Annotated in this window: 22 protein-coding genes and 5 tRNA genes; 18 read left to right on the top strand and 9 right to left on the bottom strand. The window is 70.2% G+C overall.

What is annotated here, in order from left to right; all coding sequences use genetic code 11:
* Positions 1–117: 117 nt before the first annotated feature.
* Positions 118–717 (bottom strand): YceI family protein, encoded by a 600-nt coding sequence (locus tag PV682_RS16445; protein WP_319730627.1) that lies wholly within the window; start codon positions 715–717, stop codon positions 118–120.
* A 276-nt stretch (positions 718–993) separates the two neighbouring features.
* On the opposite strand from PV682_RS16445, the gene PV682_RS16440 reads away from it, so the two are divergent.
* Both PV682_RS16440 and PV682_RS16435 read left to right on the top strand, forming a co-directional pair.
* Entirely contained in the window at positions 994–2577 is a 1584-nt protein-coding gene (locus tag PV682_RS16440; protein WP_319730356.1) for an acyl-CoA carboxylase subunit beta, read from the top strand.
* A 35-nt stretch (positions 2578–2612) separates the two neighbouring features.
* Complete coding sequence (locus PV682_RS16435) at positions 2613–2804, top strand: acyl-CoA carboxylase subunit epsilon (protein WP_319730355.1); 192 nt, start codon at positions 2613–2615, stop codon at positions 2802–2804.
* A gap of 138 nt (positions 2805–2942) precedes the next feature.
* Here PV682_RS16435 and PV682_RS16430 read toward each other — a convergent pair whose 3' ends face one another.
* From PV682_RS16430 to PV682_RS16415, 4 genes are all read right to left on the bottom strand, one after another.
* Complete coding sequence (locus tag PV682_RS16430) at positions 2943–3518, bottom strand: GTP-binding protein (RefSeq protein WP_319730353.1); 576 nt, start codon at positions 3516–3518, stop codon at positions 2943–2945.
* On the bottom strand, positions 3499–3897 hold the full coding sequence (locus PV682_RS16425) for a DUF742 domain-containing protein (protein ID WP_055721152.1): 399 nt from the start codon (positions 3895–3897) through the stop codon (positions 3499–3501). The genes PV682_RS16430 and PV682_RS16425 overlap by 20 nt, the downstream gene beginning before the upstream one ends.
* Positions 3898–4018: 121 nt before the next feature.
* Complete coding sequence (locus tag PV682_RS16420; RefSeq protein ID WP_003993189.1) at positions 4019–4432, bottom strand: roadblock/LC7 domain-containing protein; 414 nt, start codon at positions 4430–4432, stop codon at positions 4019–4021.
* Positions 4433–4441: 9 nt separating this feature from the next.
* Positions 4442–8206 carry a sensor histidine kinase gene (locus PV682_RS16415; RefSeq protein WP_319730352.1) on the bottom strand — a complete coding sequence of 1255 codons (3765 nt, stop codon included), beginning with the start codon at positions 8204–8206 and terminating at the stop codon, positions 4442–4444.
* Between the two features lie 561 nt (positions 8207–8767).
* Here PV682_RS16415 and PV682_RS16410 point away from each other — a divergent pair.
* From PV682_RS16410 to PV682_RS16370, 9 genes are all read left to right on the top strand, one after another.
* Positions 8768–8935 (top strand): hypothetical protein, encoded by a 168-nt coding sequence (locus PV682_RS16410; RefSeq protein WP_407705683.1) that lies wholly within the window; start codon positions 8768–8770, stop codon positions 8933–8935.
* A 142-nt stretch (positions 8936–9077) separates the two neighbouring features.
* Positions 9078–9854: a fumarylacetoacetate hydrolase family protein gene (locus PV682_RS16405; RefSeq protein WP_319730350.1), complete on the top strand. Its 777-nt coding sequence runs from the start codon at positions 9078–9080 to the stop codon at positions 9852–9854.
* The gene (gene gltX, locus PV682_RS16400) at positions 9838–11322 is read left to right on the top strand and encodes a glutamate--tRNA ligase (protein WP_319730347.1); all 1485 of its coding nucleotides are present in this window, start codon (positions 9838–9840) and stop codon (positions 11320–11322) included. The genes PV682_RS16405 and gltX overlap by 17 nt, the downstream gene beginning before the upstream one ends.
* Positions 11323–11390: 68 nt before the next feature.
* Positions 11391–12122 carry an HAD family hydrolase gene (locus PV682_RS16395; protein WP_319730346.1) on the top strand — a complete coding sequence of 244 codons (732 nt, stop codon included), beginning with the start codon at positions 11391–11393 and terminating at the stop codon, positions 12120–12122.
* A 94-nt stretch (positions 12123–12216) separates the two neighbouring features.
* Positions 12217–12288 (top strand) — tRNA-Gln (locus PV682_RS16390).
* Positions 12289–12313: 25 nt separating this feature from the next.
* Positions 12314–12386: transfer RNA gene (locus PV682_RS16385), tRNA-Glu, on the top strand.
* A 31-nt stretch (positions 12387–12417) separates the two neighbouring features.
* Positions 12418–12490: transfer RNA gene (locus PV682_RS16380), tRNA-Glu, on the top strand.
* Between the two features lie 21 nt (positions 12491–12511).
* A tRNA-Gln gene (locus PV682_RS16375) sits at positions 12512–12583 on the top strand.
* Between the two features lie 4 nt (positions 12584–12587).
* Positions 12588–12660: transfer RNA gene (locus PV682_RS16370), tRNA-Glu, on the top strand.
* A 128-nt stretch (positions 12661–12788) separates the two neighbouring features.
* Here the strand turns inward: PV682_RS16370 and ndgR are convergent.
* Positions 12789–13505, bottom strand: coding sequence for an IclR family transcriptional regulator NdgR (ndgR, locus tag PV682_RS16365; protein WP_007384919.1), 717 nt, complete (start codon positions 13503–13505; stop codon positions 12789–12791).
* A gap of 185 nt (positions 13506–13690) precedes the next feature.
* Between ndgR and leuC the strand changes: the two genes are divergently transcribed.
* The 4 genes from leuC (at position 13691) to PV682_RS16345 (ending at position 16917) form a co-directional block, all read left to right on the top strand.
* Positions 13691–15115, top strand: a complete 1425-nt coding sequence (gene leuC / locus PV682_RS16360; RefSeq protein WP_319730344.1) for a 3-isopropylmalate dehydratase large subunit — start codon at positions 13691–13693, stop codon at positions 15113–15115.
* Positions 15116–15120: 5 nt separating this feature from the next.
* A complete protein-coding gene (gene leuD, locus PV682_RS16355; RefSeq protein ID WP_319730341.1) occupies positions 15121–15714 on the top strand; it encodes a 3-isopropylmalate dehydratase small subunit in 594 nt (197 codons plus the stop codon).
* 254 nt (positions 15715–15968) lie between these two features.
* Positions 15969–16199 carry an SCO5555 family protein gene (locus tag PV682_RS16350; RefSeq protein ID WP_050369283.1) on the top strand — a complete coding sequence of 77 codons (231 nt, stop codon included), beginning with the start codon at positions 15969–15971 and terminating at the stop codon, positions 16197–16199.
* 136 nt (positions 16200–16335) lie between these two features.
* On the top strand, positions 16336–16917 hold the full coding sequence (locus PV682_RS16345) for an HU family DNA-binding protein (protein WP_055724022.1): 582 nt from the start codon (positions 16336–16338) through the stop codon (positions 16915–16917).
* Positions 16918–17000: 83 nt separating this feature from the next.
* On the opposite strand, the gene PV682_RS16340 is transcribed toward PV682_RS16345, so the two are convergent.
* Together PV682_RS16340 and cofC are read right to left on the bottom strand one after the other, a co-directional pair.
* A complete protein-coding gene (locus PV682_RS16340) occupies positions 17001–17204 on the bottom strand; it encodes a hypothetical protein (RefSeq protein WP_319730335.1) in 204 nt (67 codons plus the stop codon).
* Positions 17205–17226: 22 nt separating this feature from the next.
* A complete protein-coding gene (gene cofC, locus PV682_RS16335; RefSeq protein ID WP_319730334.1) occupies positions 17227–17865 on the bottom strand; it encodes a 2-phospho-L-lactate guanylyltransferase in 639 nt (212 codons plus the stop codon).
* 199 nt (positions 17866–18064) lie between these two features.
* Between cofC and PV682_RS16330 the strand changes: the two genes are divergently transcribed.
* The 3 genes from PV682_RS16330 to PV682_RS16320 all read left to right on the top strand — a co-directional run bounded on the left by PV682_RS16330 (position 18065) and on the right by PV682_RS16320 (position 21109).
* Positions 18065–18829: a lysophospholipid acyltransferase family protein gene (locus tag PV682_RS16330; protein WP_319730331.1), complete on the top strand. Its 765-nt coding sequence runs from the start codon at positions 18065–18067 to the stop codon at positions 18827–18829.
* Positions 18826–19836: an NAD(P)H-dependent glycerol-3-phosphate dehydrogenase gene (locus PV682_RS16325; RefSeq protein ID WP_055724026.1), complete on the top strand. Its 1011-nt coding sequence runs from the start codon at positions 18826–18828 to the stop codon at positions 19834–19836. Before PV682_RS16330 ends, PV682_RS16325 begins: the two co-directional genes overlap by 4 nt.
* 118 nt (positions 19837–19954) lie before the next feature.
* On the top strand, positions 19955–21109 hold the full coding sequence (locus tag PV682_RS16320) for a D-alanine--D-alanine ligase family protein (protein ID WP_319730328.1): 1155 nt from the start codon (positions 19955–19957) through the stop codon (positions 21107–21109).
* Here the strand turns inward: PV682_RS16320 and PV682_RS16315 are convergent.
* Positions 21106–21588 (bottom strand): DUF3515 domain-containing protein, encoded by a 483-nt coding sequence (locus tag PV682_RS16315; protein WP_319730326.1) that lies wholly within the window; start codon positions 21586–21588, stop codon positions 21106–21108. The two genes, PV682_RS16320 and PV682_RS16315, sit on opposite strands and share 4 nt — an antisense overlap.
* Positions 21589–21597: the final 9 nt, after the last annotated feature.

Raw genomic sequence — 21597 nt, 5'->3', positions numbered from 1 at the left:
CGGGACCGTGTTGCCGAGCCTGGGTGATGCCCGGAAAGCGCCCTAAGAGTCCTCTTTGATGCTGATTGTCGGTAATCGACAGGAACTGCCCCGGCGGGCCGCCGATGCGACCGGCTCTCAGCTCTTCCTGATCGCCGAGATGTCGAAGTTGAGCTTGATCTTGTCGGACACCAGGACGCCGCCGGTCTCCAGCGCCGCGTTCCAGGTGATGCCCCACTCCGAGCGCAGCAGCTCCGCCCGGCCCTCGAACCCGACGCGCTCGTTGCCGAACGGGTCCTTCGCGGCGCCGTTGAACTCCAGGTCGATGCCGATCGTCTTCGTCGTCCCGAGGATCGTCAGATCGCCGGTGACGCGGTAGTCGTCCCCGCCGAGCGACTCCGCCTTGGTCGAGCGGAACGTCATCGTCGGGAACTCGTCCGTCTTGAAGAAGTCCGCGCTCTTCAGGTGCCCGTCGCGGTCCGCGGAACCGGTGTCGATGCTGGCCATCACGATGTCGAGGGACGCTGTGGACGCGGACGGGTCCGAGCCGTCCAGGTGCAGCTCGCCGCTGAACTCGTCGAACTTGCCCTTGACGTTCGTCACCATCGCGTGCCGCGCGGTGAAGCCGAGCGTCGAGTGGGCCGGGTCGATGGTGTAGTCGCCGGTGAGGGCGGCCAGGTCCGCGCTCGCCGCCGGTGCCTCGGCGGAGTCGTCGCTCTTACGGCCGAAGATCCCCATCATGTCCTCCATTCAACTTCCTTACCGTGCTGACGAAGCTACTCTCCGTCGCCGAAGATCGCCTCCAGAAGAGCTATAGGGTTGACCGTGTTCCCCTCGCGTGTGATGTGAGTCTCGCGCCGTGTCTTTGTCGATCCCCCACAACGCGCGACCCCTCTGAGCAGTCGGAAGGGGTGCACCCGCCCCGGCTTCTGTTCAGGGGTACCAGGAAAACGGGCCGGAGACTGTACGGAGTCGACGTCTCGTAATCCTCGGACCGCTTCGTAAGGTCGCTACATGACCGTTTTGGACGAAGCGACGGACGGGCCCGCCGACGCCCGAGGCCGCGTGGCCGAGCTGCACGAGATCCGTGCGAGCGCGATCGCCGGCCCGAGCGAGAAGGCGACCGAGGCGCAGCACGCCAAGGGCAAGCTGACCGCCCGCGAGCGCATCGAGCTGCTCCTCGACCCCGGCTCCTTCCAGGAGGTCGAACAACTCCGCCGGCACCGCGCGGTCGGCTTCGGCCTGGAGGCCAAGAAGCCCTACACCGACGGCGTCATCACCGGCTGGGGCACCGTCGAGGGCCGTACGGTCTTCGTCTACGCCCACGACTTCCGCATCTTCGGCGGCGCCCTCGGCGAGGCCCACGCCACGAAGATCCACAAGATCATGGACATGGCCATCGCGGCCGGCGCGCCCCTCGTCTCCCTGAACGACGGCGCCGGCGCCCGCATCCAGGAGGGCGTCTCCGCCCTCGCCGGGTACGGCGGCATCTTCCAGCGCAACACCAAGGCGTCCGGTGTCATCCCGCAGATCTCCGTCATGCTGGGCCCCTGCGCGGGCGGCGCGGCCTACAGCCCCGCCCTCACCGACTTCGTCTTCATGGTCCGCGAGACCTCGCAGATGTTCATCACCGGCCCCGACGTCGTCAAGGCCGTCACCGGCGAGGAGATCACCCAGAACGGCCTCGGCGGCGCCGACGTCCACGCGGAGACCTCCGGCGTCTGCCACTTCGCCTACGACGACGAGGAGACCTGCATCGCGGAGGTCCGCTACCTCCTGTCGCTCCTCCCGCAGAACAACCGCGAGAACCCGCCGCGCGTCGAGTCCACCGACCCCGTCGACCGCCGCAGCGACGTCCTGCTCGACCTGGTCCCCGCCGACGGCAACCGCCCGTACGACATGACCAAGGTCATCGAGGAGATCGTCGACGACGGCGACTACGTCGAGGTCCACGAGCGGTGGGCCCGCAACATCATCTGCGCCCTCGCCCGCCTCGACGGCCAGGTCGTCGGCATCGTCGCCAACCAGCCCCAGAGCCTCGCCGGCGTCCTCGACATCGAGGCCTCCGAAAAAGCTGCGCGCTTCGTCCAGATGTGTGACGCTTTCAATATCCCGATCGTCACCTTCCTGGACGTCCCCGGGTTCCTCCCCGGCGTCGACCAGGAGCACGGCGGCATCATCCGCCACGGCGCGAAGCTCCTGTACGCGTACTGCAACGCCACGGTCCCCCGGATCTCCCTCATCCTCCGCAAGGCCTACGGCGGCGCCTACATCGTCATGGACAGCCAGTCCATCGGCGCGGACCTGACCTACGCCTGGCCCACCAACGAGATCGCCGTCATGGGCGCGGAGGGCGCGGCCAACGTCATCTTCCGCCGCCAGATCGCCGGCGCCGAAGACCCCGAGGCGATGCGCGCGCGCATGGTCAAGGAGTACAAGGCCGAGCTGATGCACCCGTACTACGCGGCGGAACGCGGCCTCGTGGACGACGTGATCGACCCCGCGGAAACCCGCGAGGTCCTCATCAAGTCCCTGGCGATGCTCCAGTCCAAGCACGCCGACCTGCCGTCCCGCAAACACGGCAACCCCCCGCAGTAACCCTGCGGAAACCTCTCTCACGGAGACTCACTCTTATGACCACCCCAGACATCCGCGTCGAAAAGGGCAACGCCGAGCCCGAGGAAGTCGCCGCCATCACGGCCATCCTCCTGGCCCGCGCCGCCGCCCGCCCCACCGAGACCCCCTCCCACCGGGGCCACGTCCGGGCCGGCTGGCGCCGCCTGGAACGCGAGAACGGCTTCCGCGCACCGCACAGCTGGCGCTGAACCGCACGCACTCCGGCAACCCCGCCGCTCCTTCGGGAGGGCGGGGTTTTCGGTGTGCGGCGGCGCGGGCACGGACGAGAACGGCCCCCGTCTCCCCAACGAGGGAGACGAGGGCCGCAAGCGGTTCGCGCGGGACCCCTACCGCAGGCGGGCCATCAGCGCGTGCTCCACCAGCGTGATCAGTGCCGACTTCGCGTCGGCGCGGTGGCGCGCGTCGGTGGTGATGATCGGGGTGTCGGGCCCGATCTGGAGGGCCTCGCGGACCTCGTCGGGGGAGTAGGGCTGGTTGCCGTCGAAGCCGTTGAGGGCGATGACGAACGGCAGGCCGCTGTTCTCGAAGTAGTCCACGGCCGGGAAGCAGTCGGCGAGGCGGCGCGTGTCGACGAGGACGATCGCGCCGATCGCCCCGCGCACCAGGTCGTCCCACATGAACCAGAACCGGTCCTGGCCCGGCGTACCGAACAGGTACAGGATCAGGTCCTGGTCCAGCGTGATCCGGCCGAAGTCCATCGCCACCGTCGTGGTGGTCTTGTCCCCGGTGTGGGTCAGGTCGTCGATGCCCGCCGAGGCGGACGTCATCACGGCCTCGGTGCGCAGCGGGTTGATCTCGGAGACGGCGCCCACGAACGTGGTCTTGCCCACGCCGAAGCCGCCCGCCACCACGATCTTCGCGGAGGTGGTGGCCCGACCCCCGTCAGAGCTTGCGAAGTCCACTGAGCACCCTTTCGAGCAGCGTCACGTCCGGAGCGCCACCGTTGTTCTCGTCGCCGCCCGGCTGGTGGATCGCCACCAGACCGGCCTCGGCGAGGTCCGCGACCAGGATCCGGGCCACCCCGAGCGGCATCGCGAGCAGCGCGGAGACCTCGGCCACCGACTTGACCTCGCGGCACAGGTGGCAGATGCGCTGGTGCTCGGGGAGCAGCCCCATCAGCGCCGCCGGATCGGCCGTCGTACTGATCAGCGCCTCGATGGCGAGCTGGTAGCGCGGCCGGGTCCGGCCACCGGTCATCGCGTACGGACGCACCAGCGGCTGGTCACCCTCGTCCGCGTACGGGTCCGCGTACGGATCATGATGGGCGGTGGGCGGGGTCATGGATCCTCCGGGCGGGACAGGCAAGTCGGCAAGTCTTGGTCTCGTGCCGTCCCTGGTGGTCGGGTGGGGAGTGTGTGCCGACCGGACGGTGATTTGGTGAGGTGGGTGGTGCCGGGGCGGTCTAGTGGAGCAGACTGCCTTGCAGTTCGGCCCGTAGATCCGGCGTGAGCACAGCGCCCGCGCGATCGACGAGCAGCGCCATCTCGTAGCCGACGAGGCCGATGTCGCACTCGGGGTGGGCGAGGACGGCGAGCGAGGAGCCGTCGGAGACGGACATGAGGAAGAGGAATCCCCGCTCCATCTCCACGACCGTCTGCGCGACGCTGCCGCCCTCGAAGATCCGCGAGGCGCCCGCCGTCAGCGAGGTCAGCCCGGAGGCGACCGCCGCCAGCTGGTCGGCGCGGTCGCGCGGGAAGCCCTCGGACATCGCGAGCAGGAGACCGTCCGCGGAGACCACCACGGTGTGCGAGACGCCCGGGGTGTTGTCCACGAAGTTGGTGATCAACCAGTTCAGATTCTGTGCCGCCTGGCTCATCTGACTCAACTAACGCTCCTGCTGGTGGGTGGGGCTCGGAAAGCTGTCCGTCTGCCCGCTCCCGGCCTGACGGCCCTGAGCGATGCCCCGACGGAGGTTGGTCAGCCGGCCGCGCACGTCGTCCGGCGCGCGCGAGACCTGCGGGCCCGCCTGGTGCTGTTGCTGCTGCGCCGTGCCCGGCACGAGGTTCGCCCGGGGCACCCGGCGCGGCAGACCTGAGGTGGTGATCCCGCCCGAGGCGGGCTGACGCACCCGCTCGGCCTGCCGGACCAGCTCGTCGTTCGGAGTGGCCCGCCACGAGGAGGCCGCCGACGTCGCCGGAGCGGCGGCGGGCCGCTGCGGAGCCGCCGGAGCGGGCGCGGGAGCCGGCGCCGGGGCGGGCGCCTGAGCCTGCGGCTGCTGCGGCACCCCCTGCGCCTGACCGCCCTGCTGGTGGAACCAGTTCGTCTCGAGCGTGTCGTACAGCGGAGTACGACCGTCCCCGGGGCCGGCCGGCGGCAGCGCCTCCGGCTCGGGCCGGGCGGCGGGACGCTGCGGCGGGGCGGCGTACCCGCCCGCCCCGTTGGCGCGTCCCGGCAGCGCGTGCTGACCGGTCGACGAGCCGTCGTACCCCTGCGGAGCGCGCTGCGCGGGACCCGGGTTCGCCCCGAAGACGTCCGGCCGCTGGAACTGCCCGCTGGTGTCGGCCGGGAACTGGCCCCCGCCGATCGCCGGGAACTGGCTCGTCGCCTGGAAGTCGTCCTGCCGGCCCGGGTTCTGCCCCTGCGGGGCGCCCAGAGCCGGGAACTGCCCGGTGTTCTGTACGGGACCCGGGTTCGGCCGCCCGAAGTCGGCCTCGACCCGGGGTATCTCGGCGGTCGCGCCGGGCCCGTCGATGCGCGGCATCTGCGAGGTGCGCGCCACATCGGGCTCGTCGTGTCCGCGCGGGGCGTCCAGCGCGGGGGTGCGGGCGTTCTCGTCGCCCCAACTCGGCGTCCGGGGCTGGGGGTTGCCGCCGGGCAGCTCGGCCCGGGGGCCACCGCGCGCCGGGAGCTGCGGCTGACGGCCGCGGCCCTGATCGGCGCCGGAGTCCTTGCCGCGCCCGTCCTTGCCGCGCGGCGGACGCGTGCCGCCGCCGAACATGTCCTGGCCCTGCTGTCCCTGGCCCTGCGGGGGAGCGGCCTGGAGCCCGTTGAAGGAACCGGTGCCCGCGGGCGCCGGCGCCGAGGGGCGCCCGCCCTGCTGCTGGCCGCGCCCGGGGGCGCCGTCCCGGCCGGGCAGCGCGGTACGCGGACCGCCCCCGGCACCCGGACCAGAACCGAACCCGCCACCGGCGGGCGCCGACCCGAACGCGTCGGACCCGGCACCGCCGCCGAAGCCACCGGATCCCGGACCACCCGGTCCGGCCCCGAAGCCGCCGCCCTTGCCGCTGCCGAGCGCACCACCGGGCGCGCCCGTCCCGAAGCCGCCCTTGCCGCCCCCGCCCGGCGCACCCGCGCCGACCGGACCGCCGCCGAAGGCACCGGCGACACCCTGGCCGCCCTGCCCGCGCCGCGCCGCAGCCGCACCCGCAGCGGCCTGCGCCGCCGCCGGGCCACCGGCCTGCGCACCGCCCTGACCGGGCTTGGGCTGCGGCTTCTTGCCGCCCTGCGCGACGTCGACCGGCAGCATGACCAGCGCGGTCGTGCCACCCGAGTCGGAGGGCCGCAGCTGGATGCGGATGCCGTGCCGCTGCGAAAGACGGCCGACCACGAAGAGGCCCATGCGCCGGGACACCGACACGTCCACGGTCGGCGGCGAGGCGAGCCGCTCGTTGATGGCGGCCAGGTCCTCGGGGGAGAGGCCGATACCGGTGTCGTGGATCTCGATCAGCACCCGCCCGTCGGGCAGCGCGTGACCGGTGACCTTGACCTTGGTCTGCGGGGAGGAGAACGACGTCGCGTTCTCCAGCAGCTCGGCGAGGAGGTGCACGAGGTCGTTGACGACCCGCCCGGCGACCTCGGTCGTCGGCACGGACGCCAGCTCGATGCGCTCGTACTGCTCCACCTCGGACGCGGCGGCACGCAGCACGTCGACCAGCGGGACGGGCCGCGTCCAGCGCCGGCCGGGCTCCTCACCGGCGAGGACGAGGAGGTTCTCGCCGTTACGGCGCATACGGGTCGCGAGGTGGTCCAGCTTGAACAGCGAGGACAGCTGGTCCGGGTCGGCCTCGCGGGACTCCAGTTCGGAGATGAGCGACAGCTGACGCTGGATGAGGCCCTGGGAGCGGCGCGAGAGGTTGGTGAACATCGCGTTGACGTTGCCCCGCAGCAGGGCCTGCTCGGCGGCGAGCCGGACGGCCTCGCGGTGCACGTCGTCGAAGGCCGCGGCCACCTGGCCGATCTCGTCCCGGGAGTGCACACCGACCGACTCGACGGAGGTGTCGACGTCCTGCGGGTCCGACTCGGAGAGCTGCTTGACCAGCTCGGGCAGCCGTTCCTGGGCGACCTTCGTGGCCGTCTCCTGGAGGCGGCGCAGCGAGCGGATCATCGACCGGGCGACGACGAACGCGCCGACCAGCGAGACACCGAGCACCAGCAGGATCAGGACACCCGAGATGATCGCGTCGCGCTCGGTCTCGTTGCGCAGCTCACGAGCCTTCTGCTCCATGTCGTCCAGGAGCTGGGACTCGATGTTCTTCATCTGCTGGAGCTTGGTGCCCGAGGCGTCCAGCCAGTCCTGGTACGACCGCTTGTCCTGCGACTCGAGACCGGAGTCGGAGGCGAAGGCGCGGTTGGCGTACTGGTCGGCCTCCTCGATCGTGGCGTTGCCCGACTCGATCGGCTTCAGCAGCTCCTCGGCGCCCTCGTCGCCGTAGATCGAGCGGAAGATCGCGAGCTCGGAATCCTCGCCCTCGACCGCGGTCTCGCCGTAGTTGCGGTCGTTGTCGCTGAGGTCGCCGAAGGTCTTGTTGTTCGCCGGGAGCGCGGCCGTCAGCACGGCGCGCTGGATCGACGAGTACTCCTTGGCGGAGGAGAACGCGGCGAGCGCGCGGGTGCGCTGGATCATCTCCGGGTTGGAGGTGGCCTCGGCCATGTCCTGGGAGAGGTCGACGAGCCGGGTGATGAGCCGGTGGTAGCCCTCCACCGTCTGCATCGCGTTGCCCTGCGCGGTGTACGCCGTGGAGCGCAGCTTGGCCAGGTTGCCGAGGTCGCCGACCAGGCCGACGAGGTTGTCGCGGACGCCCTGGAGGTTGCCGTTCTTGCTGGTGGCGTCGATCTCCTCGGAGGCGTTGACGAAGGCGTCCAGCGAGCGGTCCGTCGTCGTGCGCAGGCCCTTGACGGTGGCGTCGTCCGCCTTGCCGCCGTGCGCGAGGGGGCCGGCGGTGCGGTCGCGCTCGTTCTGGAGGGCGATCGACAGCTCGGTCGCCTGCTTCGTCATGTCGGTCAGCAGCCGCATGTTGTCGAGCTGCTGGATGTCCTCCATGGACTGGTTGATACGCAGCGCGCCGAGCGTGGTGGCCGCGACCACGGGGAGGGTCAGCAGAGCGACCAGGCGCGTGGAGATGCGCCAGTTGCGCAGCGCGACCCGGTTGCCGGTGTCGCCCTTCGCGGGCTTGACCGGGGGTATCGGGGGAATGGAGGTGGGGGTCACCGGGGTGGTGGGAGCGCCGGGGCGGCTCTTGCCGTCGCCTGCCTGGGCGGGACCCGGGTTCTGGGCGTGCTGGGGCGAGGAGCTGACTGTGTTCGCTCCAGTCCCGCCGCGCGGCTCCGGCCCTGCCGGGGCACTGCCGTCCCTCTTGAATCGTCCCTGCACTAGCGTCGCAACCTCTGGACCAGGCGCCTTCCCGAACGAACGGACAAGGCGGTGTCGGCGTCTTGAGAGGCGCCCTGACTGCGCCCCCCGGGATGGTCGTTGAGTGACCCGGCGCTGGCTCCCCCTAACTCGCCGCCACTCGGCGCTTCTGTGCGCCCCCTGCGCGCCGGCTCGATCCCGCGGCGGTCCGTGAGATTCCAGCACAGTGCCGGATCTCCAACAAGGTTTGGTGGCCGGGCTGTGACATCCGTGACAGTGCGTACGAGAAGAGTCACCCGTCGTGGATTTCTATCCGCCCCAAAGTGAATGAACCCCGACAAACCCGCCAGATGATCAAGGTGTCCCAGTCGCCATGATCAGGAGCGGAATGACAGCTTCAGGCGGTCATTGTCCGATTCGTTACGTTCACTTGCGGGCCTGAATTGACCGGTTTGACGGCTGTTCCGTGAGCAAACTCACACGCCCTCGGGTAGCCCCCCGTGACTTCCCCGGGAATGCCATGTTTAGCCTGACGCTTTACAGATTCGGCATATCCGACACGAGCCAGTGGAGCCCTCGCCCATGTCCCGCAAGACCGCCAACCCCCGCCGCACCACCCTGGTCCACCTCAAGGACGCCGGCGAGCTGGAGACCCCGGTCCAGGAACACTCCGCCGACCTCCCCGCCCAGACCGCGAACCCGCGGCGCACGATCCTCATGGAGCTGCCGAACAGCGTCTCCGCCGAGTAGTCCGCCAAGTAGTACGCGGAAAGATCGCGAAACGCTCAGACGGCCCCCACCGCTCCGAAAGGGACGAGGTGGGGGCCGTCTCGCGCGTTAGCCTGGGGCGTCAGACTCCAGCCAGCAGAAGGTAAAGGGGCGCGAGGATCCCGTGCGCATCGCCAGGTTCTCCATCGACGGCAACGTCGCGTTCGGCGCGGTCGAGGGTGACAAGGACGACGAACTCGTCCTCGACATCATCAAGGGCATCCCGTTCGCCGAGTTCGAACTCTCCGGGACCAAGGTCCCGCTGAGCAAGGTCCGGCTCCTGCCGCCCGTGCTCCCCAACAAGGTCGTCGCCTTCGGCCGCAACTACGCCGAGCACGCCCGCGAACTGGGCAACGAGGTCCCCGACGCCCCCTTCGCCTTTTTCAAGCCCTCCACCTCGGTGATCGGCCACGGCGACGCCATCCAGTACCCCGGCTTCTCCTCCGAGGTCCACCACGAGGCCGAACTCGCCGTCGTCATCGGCCGGATGTGCCGCGAGGTCCCCCGCGAGCGCGTCAAGGACGTCGTCCTCGGCTACACCTGCGCGATCGACGTCACCGCCCGCGACGTCCAGAAGCGCGAGAAGCAGTGGGCGCGCGCCAAGGGCTTCGACACGTCCTGCCCCCTCGGCCCCTGGATCGAGACGGACCTCGACCCGAGCGACCTCACCATCCAGCTCACGGTCAACGGCCAGCAGCGCCAGCTGGGCCGCACCAGCGAGATGATCACCCCCATCGAGGACCTGATCGTCAACATCACCGAGGCCATGACCCTGCTCCCCGGAGACGTCATCCTCACGGGCACCCCGGCCGGCGTCGGCCCCCTGGAGATCGGCGACGAGGTCGCCGTCACCATCGAAGGTATCGGCACTCTCACCAACAAGGTTGTCAAGCGTGACTAGCGCACCTGTCCGCGTACGTTTCTGCCCCTCCCCGACGGGCAACCCCCACGTCGGCCTCGTCCGCACGGCCCTCTTCAACTGGGCCTTCGCCCGCCACCACCAGGGCACCCTGGTCTTCCGCATCGAGGACACGGACGCGGCCCGCGACAGCGAGGACTCCTACAACCAGCTCCTCGACGCGATGCGCTGGCTCGGCTTCGACTGGGACGAGGGCCCCGAGATCGGCGGCCCGCACGCGCCCTACCGCCAGTCCCAGCGCATGGACCTCTACAAGGACGTCGCCCAGAAGCTCCAGGACGCCGGCCACGCCTACCACTGCTACTGCTCCACCGAGGAGCTGGACGCCCGCCGCGACGCCGCCCGCGCCGCCGGCAAGCCCTCCGGCTACGACGGCCACTGCCGCGACCTCACCGACGAGCAGAAGGCCGCCTACGAGGCCGAGGGCCGCAAGCCGATCGTCCGCTTCCGGATGCCGGACGAGACCATCACGTTCACCGACCTGGTCCGCGGCGAGCTGACGTTCACCCCCGAGAACGTCCCCGACTACGGCATCGTCCGCGCCAACGGCGCCCCCCTGTACACGCTGGTCAACCCGGTCGACGACGCGCTGATGGAGATCACGCACGTCCTGCGCGGCGAGGACCTCCTGTCCTCCACCCCGCGCCAGATCGCCCTGTACAAGGCGCTGATCGAGCTGGGCGTCGCGAAGACCACCCCCGCGTTCGGGCACCTCCCGTACGTCATGGGCGAGGGCAACAAGAAGCTCTCCAAGCGCGACCCCCAGGCGTCCCTGAACCTCTACCGGGAGCAGGGCTTCCTCCCCGAGGGCCTGCTCAACTACCTCTCCCTGCTGGGCTGGTCGCTCTCCGCGGACGAGGACATCTTCACGACGGACCAGCTGATCGCGGCGTTCGACATCAAGGACGTCAACCCCAACCCGGCCCGCTTCGACCTCAAGAAGTGCGAGGCGATCAACGGCGACCACATCCGCATGCTGGACGTCAAGGACTTCACCGAGCGCTGCGCCCCCTGGCTGAAGACCCCCTTCGCGCCCTGGGCGCCGGAGGACTTCGACGAGGCGAAGTGGCAGGCCATCGCGCCGCACGCGCAGACCCGCCTCAAGGTCCTCTCGGAGATCACCGACAACGTCGACTTCCTGTTCCTCCCGCGGCCCGTCGAGGACGAGGCGTCCTGGACGAAGGCGATGAAGGACGGCAGCGACGCCCTCCTCGCCACGGCCCGCGAGAAGCTGGAGGCGGCCGACTGGACGTCCCCCGAGTCCCTCAAGGAAGCCGTCCTCGCGGCCGGCGAGGCCCACGGCCTCAAGCTCGGCAAGGCGCAGGCCCCCGTCCGCGTCGCGATCACCGGCCGCACGGTCGGCCTCCCCCTCTTCGAGTCCCTCGAAGTCCTCGGCAAGGAGGCGTCGCTGGCCCGCATCGACGCGGCCCTCGCCAAGCTCGCGGCGTAAAGCGGCAGTTCACCGGGGCGGCACCCAACCGGGGTGCCGCCCTTGCCCGTTCCCGGTACCGTCGGATCATGGACATTCGCGCCGTGGTCTGGGACGTGGACGACACCCTCTTCGACTACACGAGTGCCGACCGCCTCGGCATGCGGGACCACCTGGCGGTCGAGGGCCTGCTCGCCGGGTACGCCGACGCCGAGCAGGCCGTCGAGCGCTGGCGCGCGGTCACCGACGCCCAGTGGGCCCGCTTCGCCGCGGGCGAGACCACCTTCGAGGGCCAACGCCGCGACCGCGTCCGGGTGTTCGTGGGCCAGGAGCTCACCGACGCCGAGGCCGACACGTGGTTCGGCCGCTACCTCGGCCACTACGAGCGGGCCTGGACCCTCTTCCCGGACGTCCTGCCCGCCCTCGACGCCCTCGCGGCCAGCCACCGGCACTCCGTCCTCTCCAACTCCAGCATCCACGTCCAGGACCACAAGCTGCGCGCCCTCGGCGTCCACGACCGCTTCGAGTCGATCATCTGCGCCGCCGAACTCGGCGTCTCCAAGCCCGAGGCCGGCGCCTTCCTCGCCGCCTGCGAGGCCCTCGCCCTGGCGCCCGAGCAGGTCGCCTACGTCGGCGACCACCCCGACATCGACGGCCGGGGCGCGGCCGAGGCGGGCCTGTTCTCCGTCTGGATCGACCGGTACGACGCCGGCGCGGACGCCGCCCCGCTGCCCGGCCGGCACCGGATCGCGAGCCTCGCCGAACTCCCCGCGCTGCTCGGCGCGGATACCCGTTTTGGAGCCCCGTCCACCTTCGGGTAATGTTCTTTCTGCGCCGCCGGGGAGCGGGCCGAAAGGCCGAGGGACCCGGGGGAGCACAGCTAGAACAAGATCCTTGATCGGGATTGCGTTCCAGTGGCCTATGGTGTAATTGGCAGCACGACTGATTCTGGTTCAGTTAGTCTTGGTTCGAGTCCAGGTAGGCCAGCTTGCAGAAGCTCAAAATCTGCGAAGCCCCCGTTGTGTAGCGGCCTAGCACGCTGCCCTCTCACGGCAGTAGCGCCGGTTCGAATCCGGTCGGGGGTACTGGTTCCGATCTTGTGTCGGGACTGCTAGGGCCCCCGTTGTGTAGCGGCCTAGCACGCTGCCCTCTCACGGCAGTAGCGCCGGTTCGAATCCGGTCGGGGGTACTGACTGGTCTAAACCAACATTGGTCTATGGTGTAATTGGCAGCACGACTGATTCTGGTTCAGTTAGTCTTGGTTCGAGTCCAGGTAGACCAGCTCCGCCCCCGTTGTGTAGCGGCCTAGCACGCTGCCCTCTCACGGCAGTAGCGCCGGTTCGAATCCGGTCGGGGGTACAGCAGAATGACCATTCACCTCATGCGAGGTGGGTGGTCATTTTTGTGTTCCCTGTACAAAAAGCCAGGTGAAGAGGGCCTGCCGCGGCGTTGAGGCCGGCCCTTGTCGCGGAAGCTTCTCGCGGGAGTCAGCCCGTCCTGCGCAGCGCCTCGGAGAGACGGGCCGCCGCGTCGATCACGGCCTGCGCGTGCATACGGCCGGGGTGGCGGGTGAGGCGCTCGATCGGGCCGGAGACGGAGACGGCGGCCACGACGCGGTTGGACGGGCCCCTGACCGGCGCGGAGACGGACGCGACGCCCGGCTCGCGCTCGCCGATGGACTGGGCCCAGCCCCGGCGCCGTACGCCCGAGAGGGCCGTCGCCGTGAAGCGGGCGCCCTGGAGGCCGCGGTGGAGGCGCTCGGGCTCCTCCCAGGCCATGAGGATCTGCGCGGAGGAACCGGCCTTCATCGTGAGCGTGGAGCCCACCGGTACCGTGTCCCGCAGTCCGGACAGCCGCTCGGCGGCGGCCACACAGATCCGCATGTCACCCTGGCGCCGGTAGAGCTGGGCGCTCTCGCCCGTGATGTCCCGCAGGTGCGTGAGCACGGGGCCCGCGGTCGCCAGGAGGCGGTCCTCGCCGGCCGCCGCCGCCAGCTCCGCGAGACGCGGGCCGAGAATGAACCGGCCCTGCATGTCGCGGGCGACCATGCGGTGGTGTTCCAGGGCCACGGCCAGCCGGTGGGCCGTGGGTCGAGCCAGTCCGGTGGCCGCGACCAGTCCTGCCAGGGTCGCGGGTCCGGACTCCAGGGCGCTCAGGACAAGGGCTGCCTTGTCCAGAACGCCGACGCCGCTACTGTTGTCCATGCAACGATACTCCCGTCTCACTCTGTGAAACGCAAGTTCATTTTCCCGTGAGACGCGCAACCCTGGGACCTACAGCGCCCGCTGACCGAACGGGCGCGGTGGCGGGTGCCCGGAACAGGGGCGGGCGCCGCTTCCGAGATCTCTAGTAGCGCCGGGACACCACCTGTCCGGCCGGAGGGAAAGCGATGGGTAGGACACTCGCGGAGAAGGTCTGGGACGACCATGTCGTCCGGCGCGCCGAGGGCGAGCCCGACCTCCTCTTCATCGATCTGCACCTGCTGCACGAGGTGACCAGCCCCCAGGCGTTCGACGGACTCCGGCAGAACGGCCGCCAGGTCCGCCGCCTCGACCTGACCATCGCCACCGAGGACCACAACACCCCGACCCTCGACATCGACAAGCCCATCGCCGACCCGGTCTCCCGGGTCCAGCTGGAGACCCTGCGCAAGAACGCCGCGGAGTTCGGTGTCCGCCTGCACCCCCTCGGCGACGTCGAGCAGGGCGTCGTCCACGTCGTCGGCCCCCAGCTCGGTCTCACCCAGCCCGGCATGACGGTCGTCTGCGGCGACTCCCACACCTCCACGCACGGCGCCTTCGGCGGGCTCGCGTTCGGGATCGGCACCTCCCAGGTCGAGCACGTGCTGGCCACCCAGACGCTGCCGATGGCCCGCCCGAAGACCATGGCCATCACGGTCGACGGCGAACTGCCCGAGGGCGTCACCGCCAAGGACCTGATCCTCGCGATCATCGCGAAGATCGGCACCGGCGGCGGCCAGGGCTACGTCCTGGAGTACCGCGGCTCCGCCATCGAGAAGCTCTCGATGGAGGCCCGGATGACCATCTGCAACATGTCCATCGAGGCTGGCGCCCGCGCGGGCATGATCGCCCCCGACGAGACCACGTTCGCCTACCTCAAGGGCCGCCCGCACGCGCCCGAGGGCGACGACTGGGACGCCGCGGTCGCGTACTGGAAGACCCTGAGGACCGACGACGACGCCGAGTTCGACGCCGAGGTCGTCATCAAGGCCGGGGAACTCTCCCCGTTCGTCACCTGGGGCACCAACCCCGGCCAGGGCGCGCCCCTTTCGGCGAACGTCCCCGACCCGGCCTCGTACGAGGACGCCTCGGAGCGCCTCGCCGCCGAAAAGGCCCTGGAATACATGGGGTTGGCGGCCGGACAGCCGCTGCGCTCCATCAAGGTGGACACCGTCTTCGTCGGGTCGTGCACCAACGGCCGCATCGAGGACCTGCGCGCCGCCGCCGAACTCGTCAAGGGCCGCAAAGTCGCCGACGGCGTACGGATGCTGGTCGTCCCGGGCTCCGCGCGCGTGGGCCTCCAGGCCGTCTCCGAGGGGCTGGACGTCGTGTTCAAGGAGGCCGGCGCCGAGTGGCGGCACGCGGGCTGCTCGATGTGTCTGGGCATGAACCCCGACCAACTCGCCCCCGGTGAGCGCTCCGCGTCCACCTCCAACCGCAACTTCGAGGGCAGGCAGGGCAAGGGCGGCCGTACGCACCTGGTCTCGCCGCAGGTCGCCGCCGCGACCGCCGTCCTGGGCCACCTGGCCTCGCCCGCCGACCTGACCGACGCAACCGCGCCCGCTGGAGTCTGAGAGCCATGGAAGCATTCACCAAGCACACCGGCCGGGCCGTCCCGCTGCGCCGCTCCAACGTCGACACCGACCAGATCATCCCCGCCCACTGGCTCAAGAAGGTGACGCGGGACGGCTTCGAGGACGGGCTCTTCGAGGCGTGGCGCAAGGACCCGGAGTTCGTCCTCAACCGGCCCGAGCGCGAGGGCGCGACCGTCCTGGTGGCCGGCCCCGACTTCGGCACCGGCTCCTCGCGCGAGCACGCGGTGTGGGCCCTTCAGAACTACGGCTTCAAGACGGTCATCTCGTCCCGCTTCGCCGACATCTTCCGCGGCAACTCCCTGAAGAACGGCCTGCTGACGGTCATCCTCGACCAGCCGACCGTGGACGCGCTGTGGGAGCTCGTGGAGAGCGACCCGCAGGCCGAGATCACCGTCGACCTGGAGGCGTTGGAGGTCCGCGCCGAGGGCGTCACCGCCCCCTTCGAGCTGGACGAGAACTCCCGCTGGCGGCTGCTGAACGGTCTCGACGACATCTCCATCACCCTCCAGAACGAGGCCGACATCGCGGCGTACGAGGCGAAGCGCCCCTCGTACAAGCCGCGCACGCTCCAGGTCTGAGCGCCAGAGCGAGTTTCGGCCACCCGGAGCCCACGCCGTACCCCCGATCCGTCCGATCGGGGGTACGGCGTTTTCTGCACCCGTTCGGCCCCGCACATCTCCTCGAAATCTTCCCAACTTCCCACGTTAAAGGGGTGGTTGACTGGGTACGCGACCGCTGTGGACACGACGTCCAACAGTGCTCGGACGACTGTTTGAGGCGGCAGTTGCACCCCTGGCGGGCGACAACTCGCCCCAGATGGCACAATCTGTGCATGGAACACGACGGCCAACTCACGCTCTACCAGGCCGTCGCGGACCAGCTCAAGGAAGCGCACAGAAGGGTGCGCGCACTGCAAGTCCCGGAGGGCGTACGGATGGCGCTGACCCGGAAGCTGCTGGTCATTACGGCCGCGGCCAAGCACGATCTCGCCGACGCGGCAAGGCGGCTGGAGCTGTTCATGGCGGATCTCGACGAGGGGCGAATCCCCGGCGAGGAACGCTGAACGGCCCAATGCGGTCGAGTCCGTTGCGGCACAAGGGTGATAAGCCCGTTTCGTGTTTGATTTGCGGTATACATCTGCCTAACGTGCGAAAAAGCCTGGACACTTTCGTTCCAGCAATGTCTCCGAAGGGGAAGACGTGAACAAGGCGCAGCTCGTAGAAGCGATTGCCGACAAGGTCGGCGGCCGTCAGAACGCCGCCGAGGCGGTCGACGCGGTTCTGGACGCCATCGTCCGCGCGGTCGTCGCGGGGGACCGGGTCTCGGTCACCGGCTTCGGTTCGTTCGAGAAGGTCGACCGCCCGGCGCGGTACGCCCGCAACCCCCAGACGGGCGAGCGGGTCCGGGTCAAGAAGACCTCCGTCCCGCGCTTCCGTGCGGGCCAGGGTTTCAAGGACCTGGTGAGCGGCTCGAAGAAGCTCCCCAAGAACGACGTCGCGGTCAAGAAGGCGCCCAAGGGCAGCCTGAGCGGCACCGCTTCGGCGACGGTCAAGAAGGCGGCGGCGAAGAAGGCCGCCCCGGCGAAGAAGGCCACCGCCGCCGCGAAGAAGGCCGCGCCGGCGAAGAAGGCGGCCACCGCCAAGACCGCCGCCGCCAAGAAGACGACGGCCAAGAAGGCCACCGCGAAGAAGGCCGTCGCCAAGAAGGCCCCGGCGAAGAAGGCCCCGGCCAAGAAGTCGGCCGCTCGCAAGACCACCGCGAAGAAGACGGCGGCCAGCTAGGCGCGGGACTGACGGCGGTACTCACGCGTCGGGCCGGACTTCCACCCCTTGTGGAGTCCGGCCCGCGGTGTGTCCAGGGGCTCTCAGAACGTCTGGAGCGTCACCAGGGTGATGTGCGGGGCCTCGCCGGTCCCCCGCGTCTCGATGCGCACCCGCTGGCCCACCCTCAGCAGCCGCAGGCCGCCCGCGTCGAACGCCTCCGCGCCGAAGGGGAGCGGGGTGCCGTCGTCCAGGAGGACCTGGCCGGTGCGGGTCTCGGGGTCGTAGGTGTAAGCCGTCGCCTGCATGGGGGCAGCCTACTGGCCGGGCTCACTGGCCGGGGGTCAGGAGGCGGGTGGTCGCGGTGGTGGTGCGCGGGCCGACGCCCAGGGTGAGGGCCGCGCGCAGGTCCTCGCCGGTGTCGACGTCCTGGCGGACCGAGTCGACGGCGGGCAGGAGGAGTTCGGCCGCTCCCGAGGCGCGGTGCAGAAGGCGGGAATCCGGGCCGAATGCGGGGAGCAGGGGATGTTCCGGAGCCGCGGCGAGCAAAGTCGTGCCGAGCCCCGCGGCATCCGGCAGGAATGCGCGGGGGAATTCAGCGGCGGCGTCCAGGACCCGCGTCAATTCACCGGGCCGCAAAGCCGGGAGATCGGCGTTCAGAGCCGCGAGAGCCGTTTTCGGGCGCACAGCGCGTACGGCGCTCTCCCCGTGCGCCAGAGCCGCGTTCAGGCCCGCGCGCGGGGTGTCGGGGACGATCCGGGCGCCCAGCGCCCCGAGTTCGCGCCCGGCCAGCGGGTCGTCCGTGACGACCGCCACATCCCGTACGGCCGCCGAGGCCAGCGCCGCGGCCACCGTGTCCTGCGCGAAGGCCAGCGCGAGAGCCGGCCGCACCCCGTCGCCGGCCGTGTCCGACAGCCTGCTCTTGGCCCGCGCGAGGGGTTTCAGGGGGATGACCAACGTCCACTGCACCGGCTTACCGTCCCTTGCTCGTCGCGGTCATTGTCACCCGGCTGCAACCTTGCCCATCTGGCGGTTCTTCCTTCGGGGCGTACGGTGTTCTCGACAGACCGGCCTGCCGGGGCCACACTTGTGCGGCTCCCGGCCGCCGGAACGACTTGGAACAGGCCCTGGGAAGTCCTGGCTCCTGGAGGAAGAGGTAGGTGTCCGCGTGCCCCGCCGCAGAATCGGCTTCTGGTACCGCTTCGCCGCGGTGATCTGCAAACCACTGCTGGTGCCTCTCCTCAAGCGGGACTGGCGCGGAATGGAGCACATTCCGGCCGAGGGCGGATTTATCACCGCGGTGAACCACAATTCCTACGTCGATCCCTTCGCGTACGCGCACTTCCAGTACAACAGCGGACGTATGCCGCGATTCCTGGCGAAGAGCGCCCTTTTCAAGAAGGGAATCGTCGGCGCCTGGATGCGGAACACGGGCCAGGTCCCCGTCTACCGCGAGTCCACCGACGCCCTCAGCGCCTTCCGGGGCGCCGTGGACGCCGTGGAACGCGGCGAGTGCGTGGTGTTCTACCCCGAGGGCACGCTCACCCGCGACCCCGACGGCTGGCCCATGACCGGCAAGACCGGCGCCGCGCGCGTGGCACTGGAGACGCGCTGCCCCGTCGTGCCGATCGCGCAGTGGGGCGTCAACGAACTGCTGCCGCCGTACGCGAAGAAGCCCGAGCTGTTCCCGCGCAAGACCCATCACGTGCTCGCCGGGCCGCCGTTGGACCTCTCGGCGTACTACGGCAAGGAGATGACCCCCGACCTCCTCAAGGAGGTCACCGAGGTCATCATGGCCGCCGTCACGCGCCAACTGGAGGAGATCCGGGGCGAGAAGGCGCCCGAGACGCCGTACGATCCGCGCCGGGAGCGGATCGAGCAGCGGCGCCGTACCGAGGCGCAGCACGGCCACGAAGGAGAGATCGGCAAGTGAGCGAGCCCGTCAAGGCGGCAGTCCTCAGCGCAGGTTCATGGGGGACGGCGTTCGCCGTGGTCCTCGCGGACGCGGGCTGCGAGGTCACGTTGTGGGCGCGGCGCCCCGAGGTCGCCGACGCCATCAACTCGGCGCGGCAGAACCCCGATTACTTCCCCGGCCTCGAACTCCCCACGCGGGTACGGGCGACGACCGACCCCGCCGAGGCCATGGCCGGCGCCGACTTCACCGTCCTGTCGGTGCCCTCGCAGACGCTGCGCGCCAACTTGGCCGCCTGGACGCCCCTGTTGGCGCCCGACACGGTCCTCGTCTCCCTCATGAAGGGCGTCGAACTCGGCACGACCATGCGGATGAGCGAGGTCATCCAGGACGTCACCAAGGTCGCCGCCGAGCGCATCGCCGTCGTCACCGGGCCCAACCTCGCGCGCGAGATCGCCTCCCGGATGCCGGCCGCCGCCGTCGTCGCCGCCACCGACGAGGCCGTCGCCCAGCGCCTCCAACTCGCCTGCCACACACCGTACTTCCGGCCCTACACCAACACGGACGTGGTCGGCTGCGAACTCGGCGGCGCCGTCAAGAACGTCATCGGCCTCGCGGTCGGCATCGCCGACGGCATGGGACTCGGCGACAACGCCAAGGGCTCGCTCATCACGCGCGGCCTCGCGGAGACGACACGCCTCGGCCTCGCCATGGGCGCCGACCCGCTGACCTTCGCCGGGCTCGCGGGCCTCGGCGACCTCGTCGCCACCTGCTCATCGCCGCTCTCCCGCAACCACACCTTCGGCACCAACCTCGGCAAGGGCATGACCCTCCAGGAGACGATCGCGGTCACCAAGCAGACCGCCGAGGGCGTCAAGTCCTGCCAGTCCGTCCTCGACCTCGCCCACCGCCACGGCGTCGACATGCCCATCACGGAGACGGTCGTCGACATCGTCCACGAGGCGAAGCCGCCGGTGGTCGCGCTGAAGGAACTGATGTCCCGCAGCGCGAAGCCGGAACGCCGCTAGACGCGGCGGGAGTTCGGAGGGGTGCGGTGCGACGTACCGCGAACGGTCCGCGACGCTCAGCGACCGCGGGGTGGTGGACGCTGACTCGTGGACTACCAGCGGGTACTCTCGTCGCGATATGAGCACCGAGAACCTTCCCCAGAGCCCCCAGTCGCAGCCCGCGCGCAAGCCGCGTGTGGCCGTCGTGTTCGGCGGGCGCAGTTCCGAGCACGGGATCTCCGTGGTGACCGCGGGCGCCGTGCTGCGGGCGGTCGACCGGGACAAGTACGACGTGCTGCCGATCGGCATCACCCGGGAGGGCCGCTGGATGCTCACGGCGGACGCGCCGGAGCGGATGGCGATCGAGGAGCGCCGTACGCCCGAGGTCGCCGACCTCGCGGAGGGCGGCGACGGCGGTGTGGTGCTCCCGCTGGACCCCGCCAACCGTGAAGTCGTCTACAGCGAACCGGGATCCGTGCCGAAGGCGCTCGGCGAGGTCGACGTCGTCTTCCCGGTGCTGCACGGCCCCTACGGCGAGGACGGCACGCTCCAGGGGATGCTGGAGCTGTCCGGTGTGCCGTACGTCGGCTCCGGGGTGCTCGCGTCCGCCGTCGGCCAGGACAAGGAGTACATGAAGCGCGTCTTCACCTCCTTCGGCCTCGCCGTCGGCCCCTACCTGGTGGTCCGGCCCCGCGAGTGGGCGCAGGACGAGTCCGGGGCCCGCAAGCGGATCGCCGGGTTCGCGGCGGACCACGGCTGGCCGCTGTTCGTGAAGCCCGCCCGGGCCGGCTCCTCCATCGGCATCACGAAGGTCGACGACGCCTCCGGGCTGGACGAGGCCATCGCCGAGGCGCAGCGCCACGACCCGAAGATCCTGATCGAGGCCGCCGTCAAGGGCCGCGAGATCGAGTGCGGCGTCCTGGAGTTCGAGGACGGCCCCCGCGCCTCGGTCCCCGCCGAGATCCCGTCCGCGCACGCCTACTACGACTTCGAGTCCAAGTACATCGACTCGGTCCCCGGCATCGTCCCGGCCCCCCTGACCCCCGAACAGACCGCCGAGGTCCGCGAGCTGGCCGTCCAGGCCTTCGACGCGGCGTCCTGCGAGGGCCTGGTCCGCGCCGACTTCTTCCTCACCGAGGACGGCGAGTTCGTCATCAACGAGATCAACACGATGCCCGGCTTCACACCGATCTCCATGTACCCGAAGATGTGGGAGGAGACGGGCGTCGCCTACGGCGAGCTGGTGGACCGCCTGATCCAGGCGGCCCTGCGCCGCTCCACCGGGCTGCGCTAGTCGGCGATCCCCTCGGGCACCGTCTTCTTGATGGCCGGTGCCAGGTCGATCGTCGGCGACATCCCTTCCGCCGCCCGCGACTTGGGCAGCGTCACCTCGATGTACACCACCCGCAGCGCGCTCGTGAGGCGGATCGAGCCGTCGTCCTGCTTCTCGACCAGCCAGCCGACCCCGTCGGCCTCTCCGGCGTCCGCGTTCTGGGCGTCCATCTTCGGCGGCTTCACGACACCGCACCGCAGTATGATCGCCGGGTCTCCCCAGCCCGCGGTCAGCGGTGACGCGGGCTCGGGGTCCCGGCGCCGCAGTCCGTCCACCGTCGCCGGCAGCGCGGCGTCCAGCTTCCCGCAGATCTCCGCGGCTTTCGCGGACGGACTGGGAACCACGATCGACGCGCTGTCGTCTGCCGATGAGCAGCCGGCGGCGGCACACAGCACGACGAGGGCGGACAGACCACTGAGCCGGTGACGGAAGAAGTTCACCGGCCAAGG

The organism is Streptomyces niveiscabiei (assembly GCF_033794345.1).
Classification (GTDB): domain Bacteria; phylum Actinomycetota; class Actinomycetes; order Streptomycetales; family Streptomycetaceae; genus Streptomyces; species Streptomyces niveiscabiei.
Note: the sequence above shows the minus strand (reverse complement) of the source record. Positions and strands in the feature narration are given on the sequence as shown.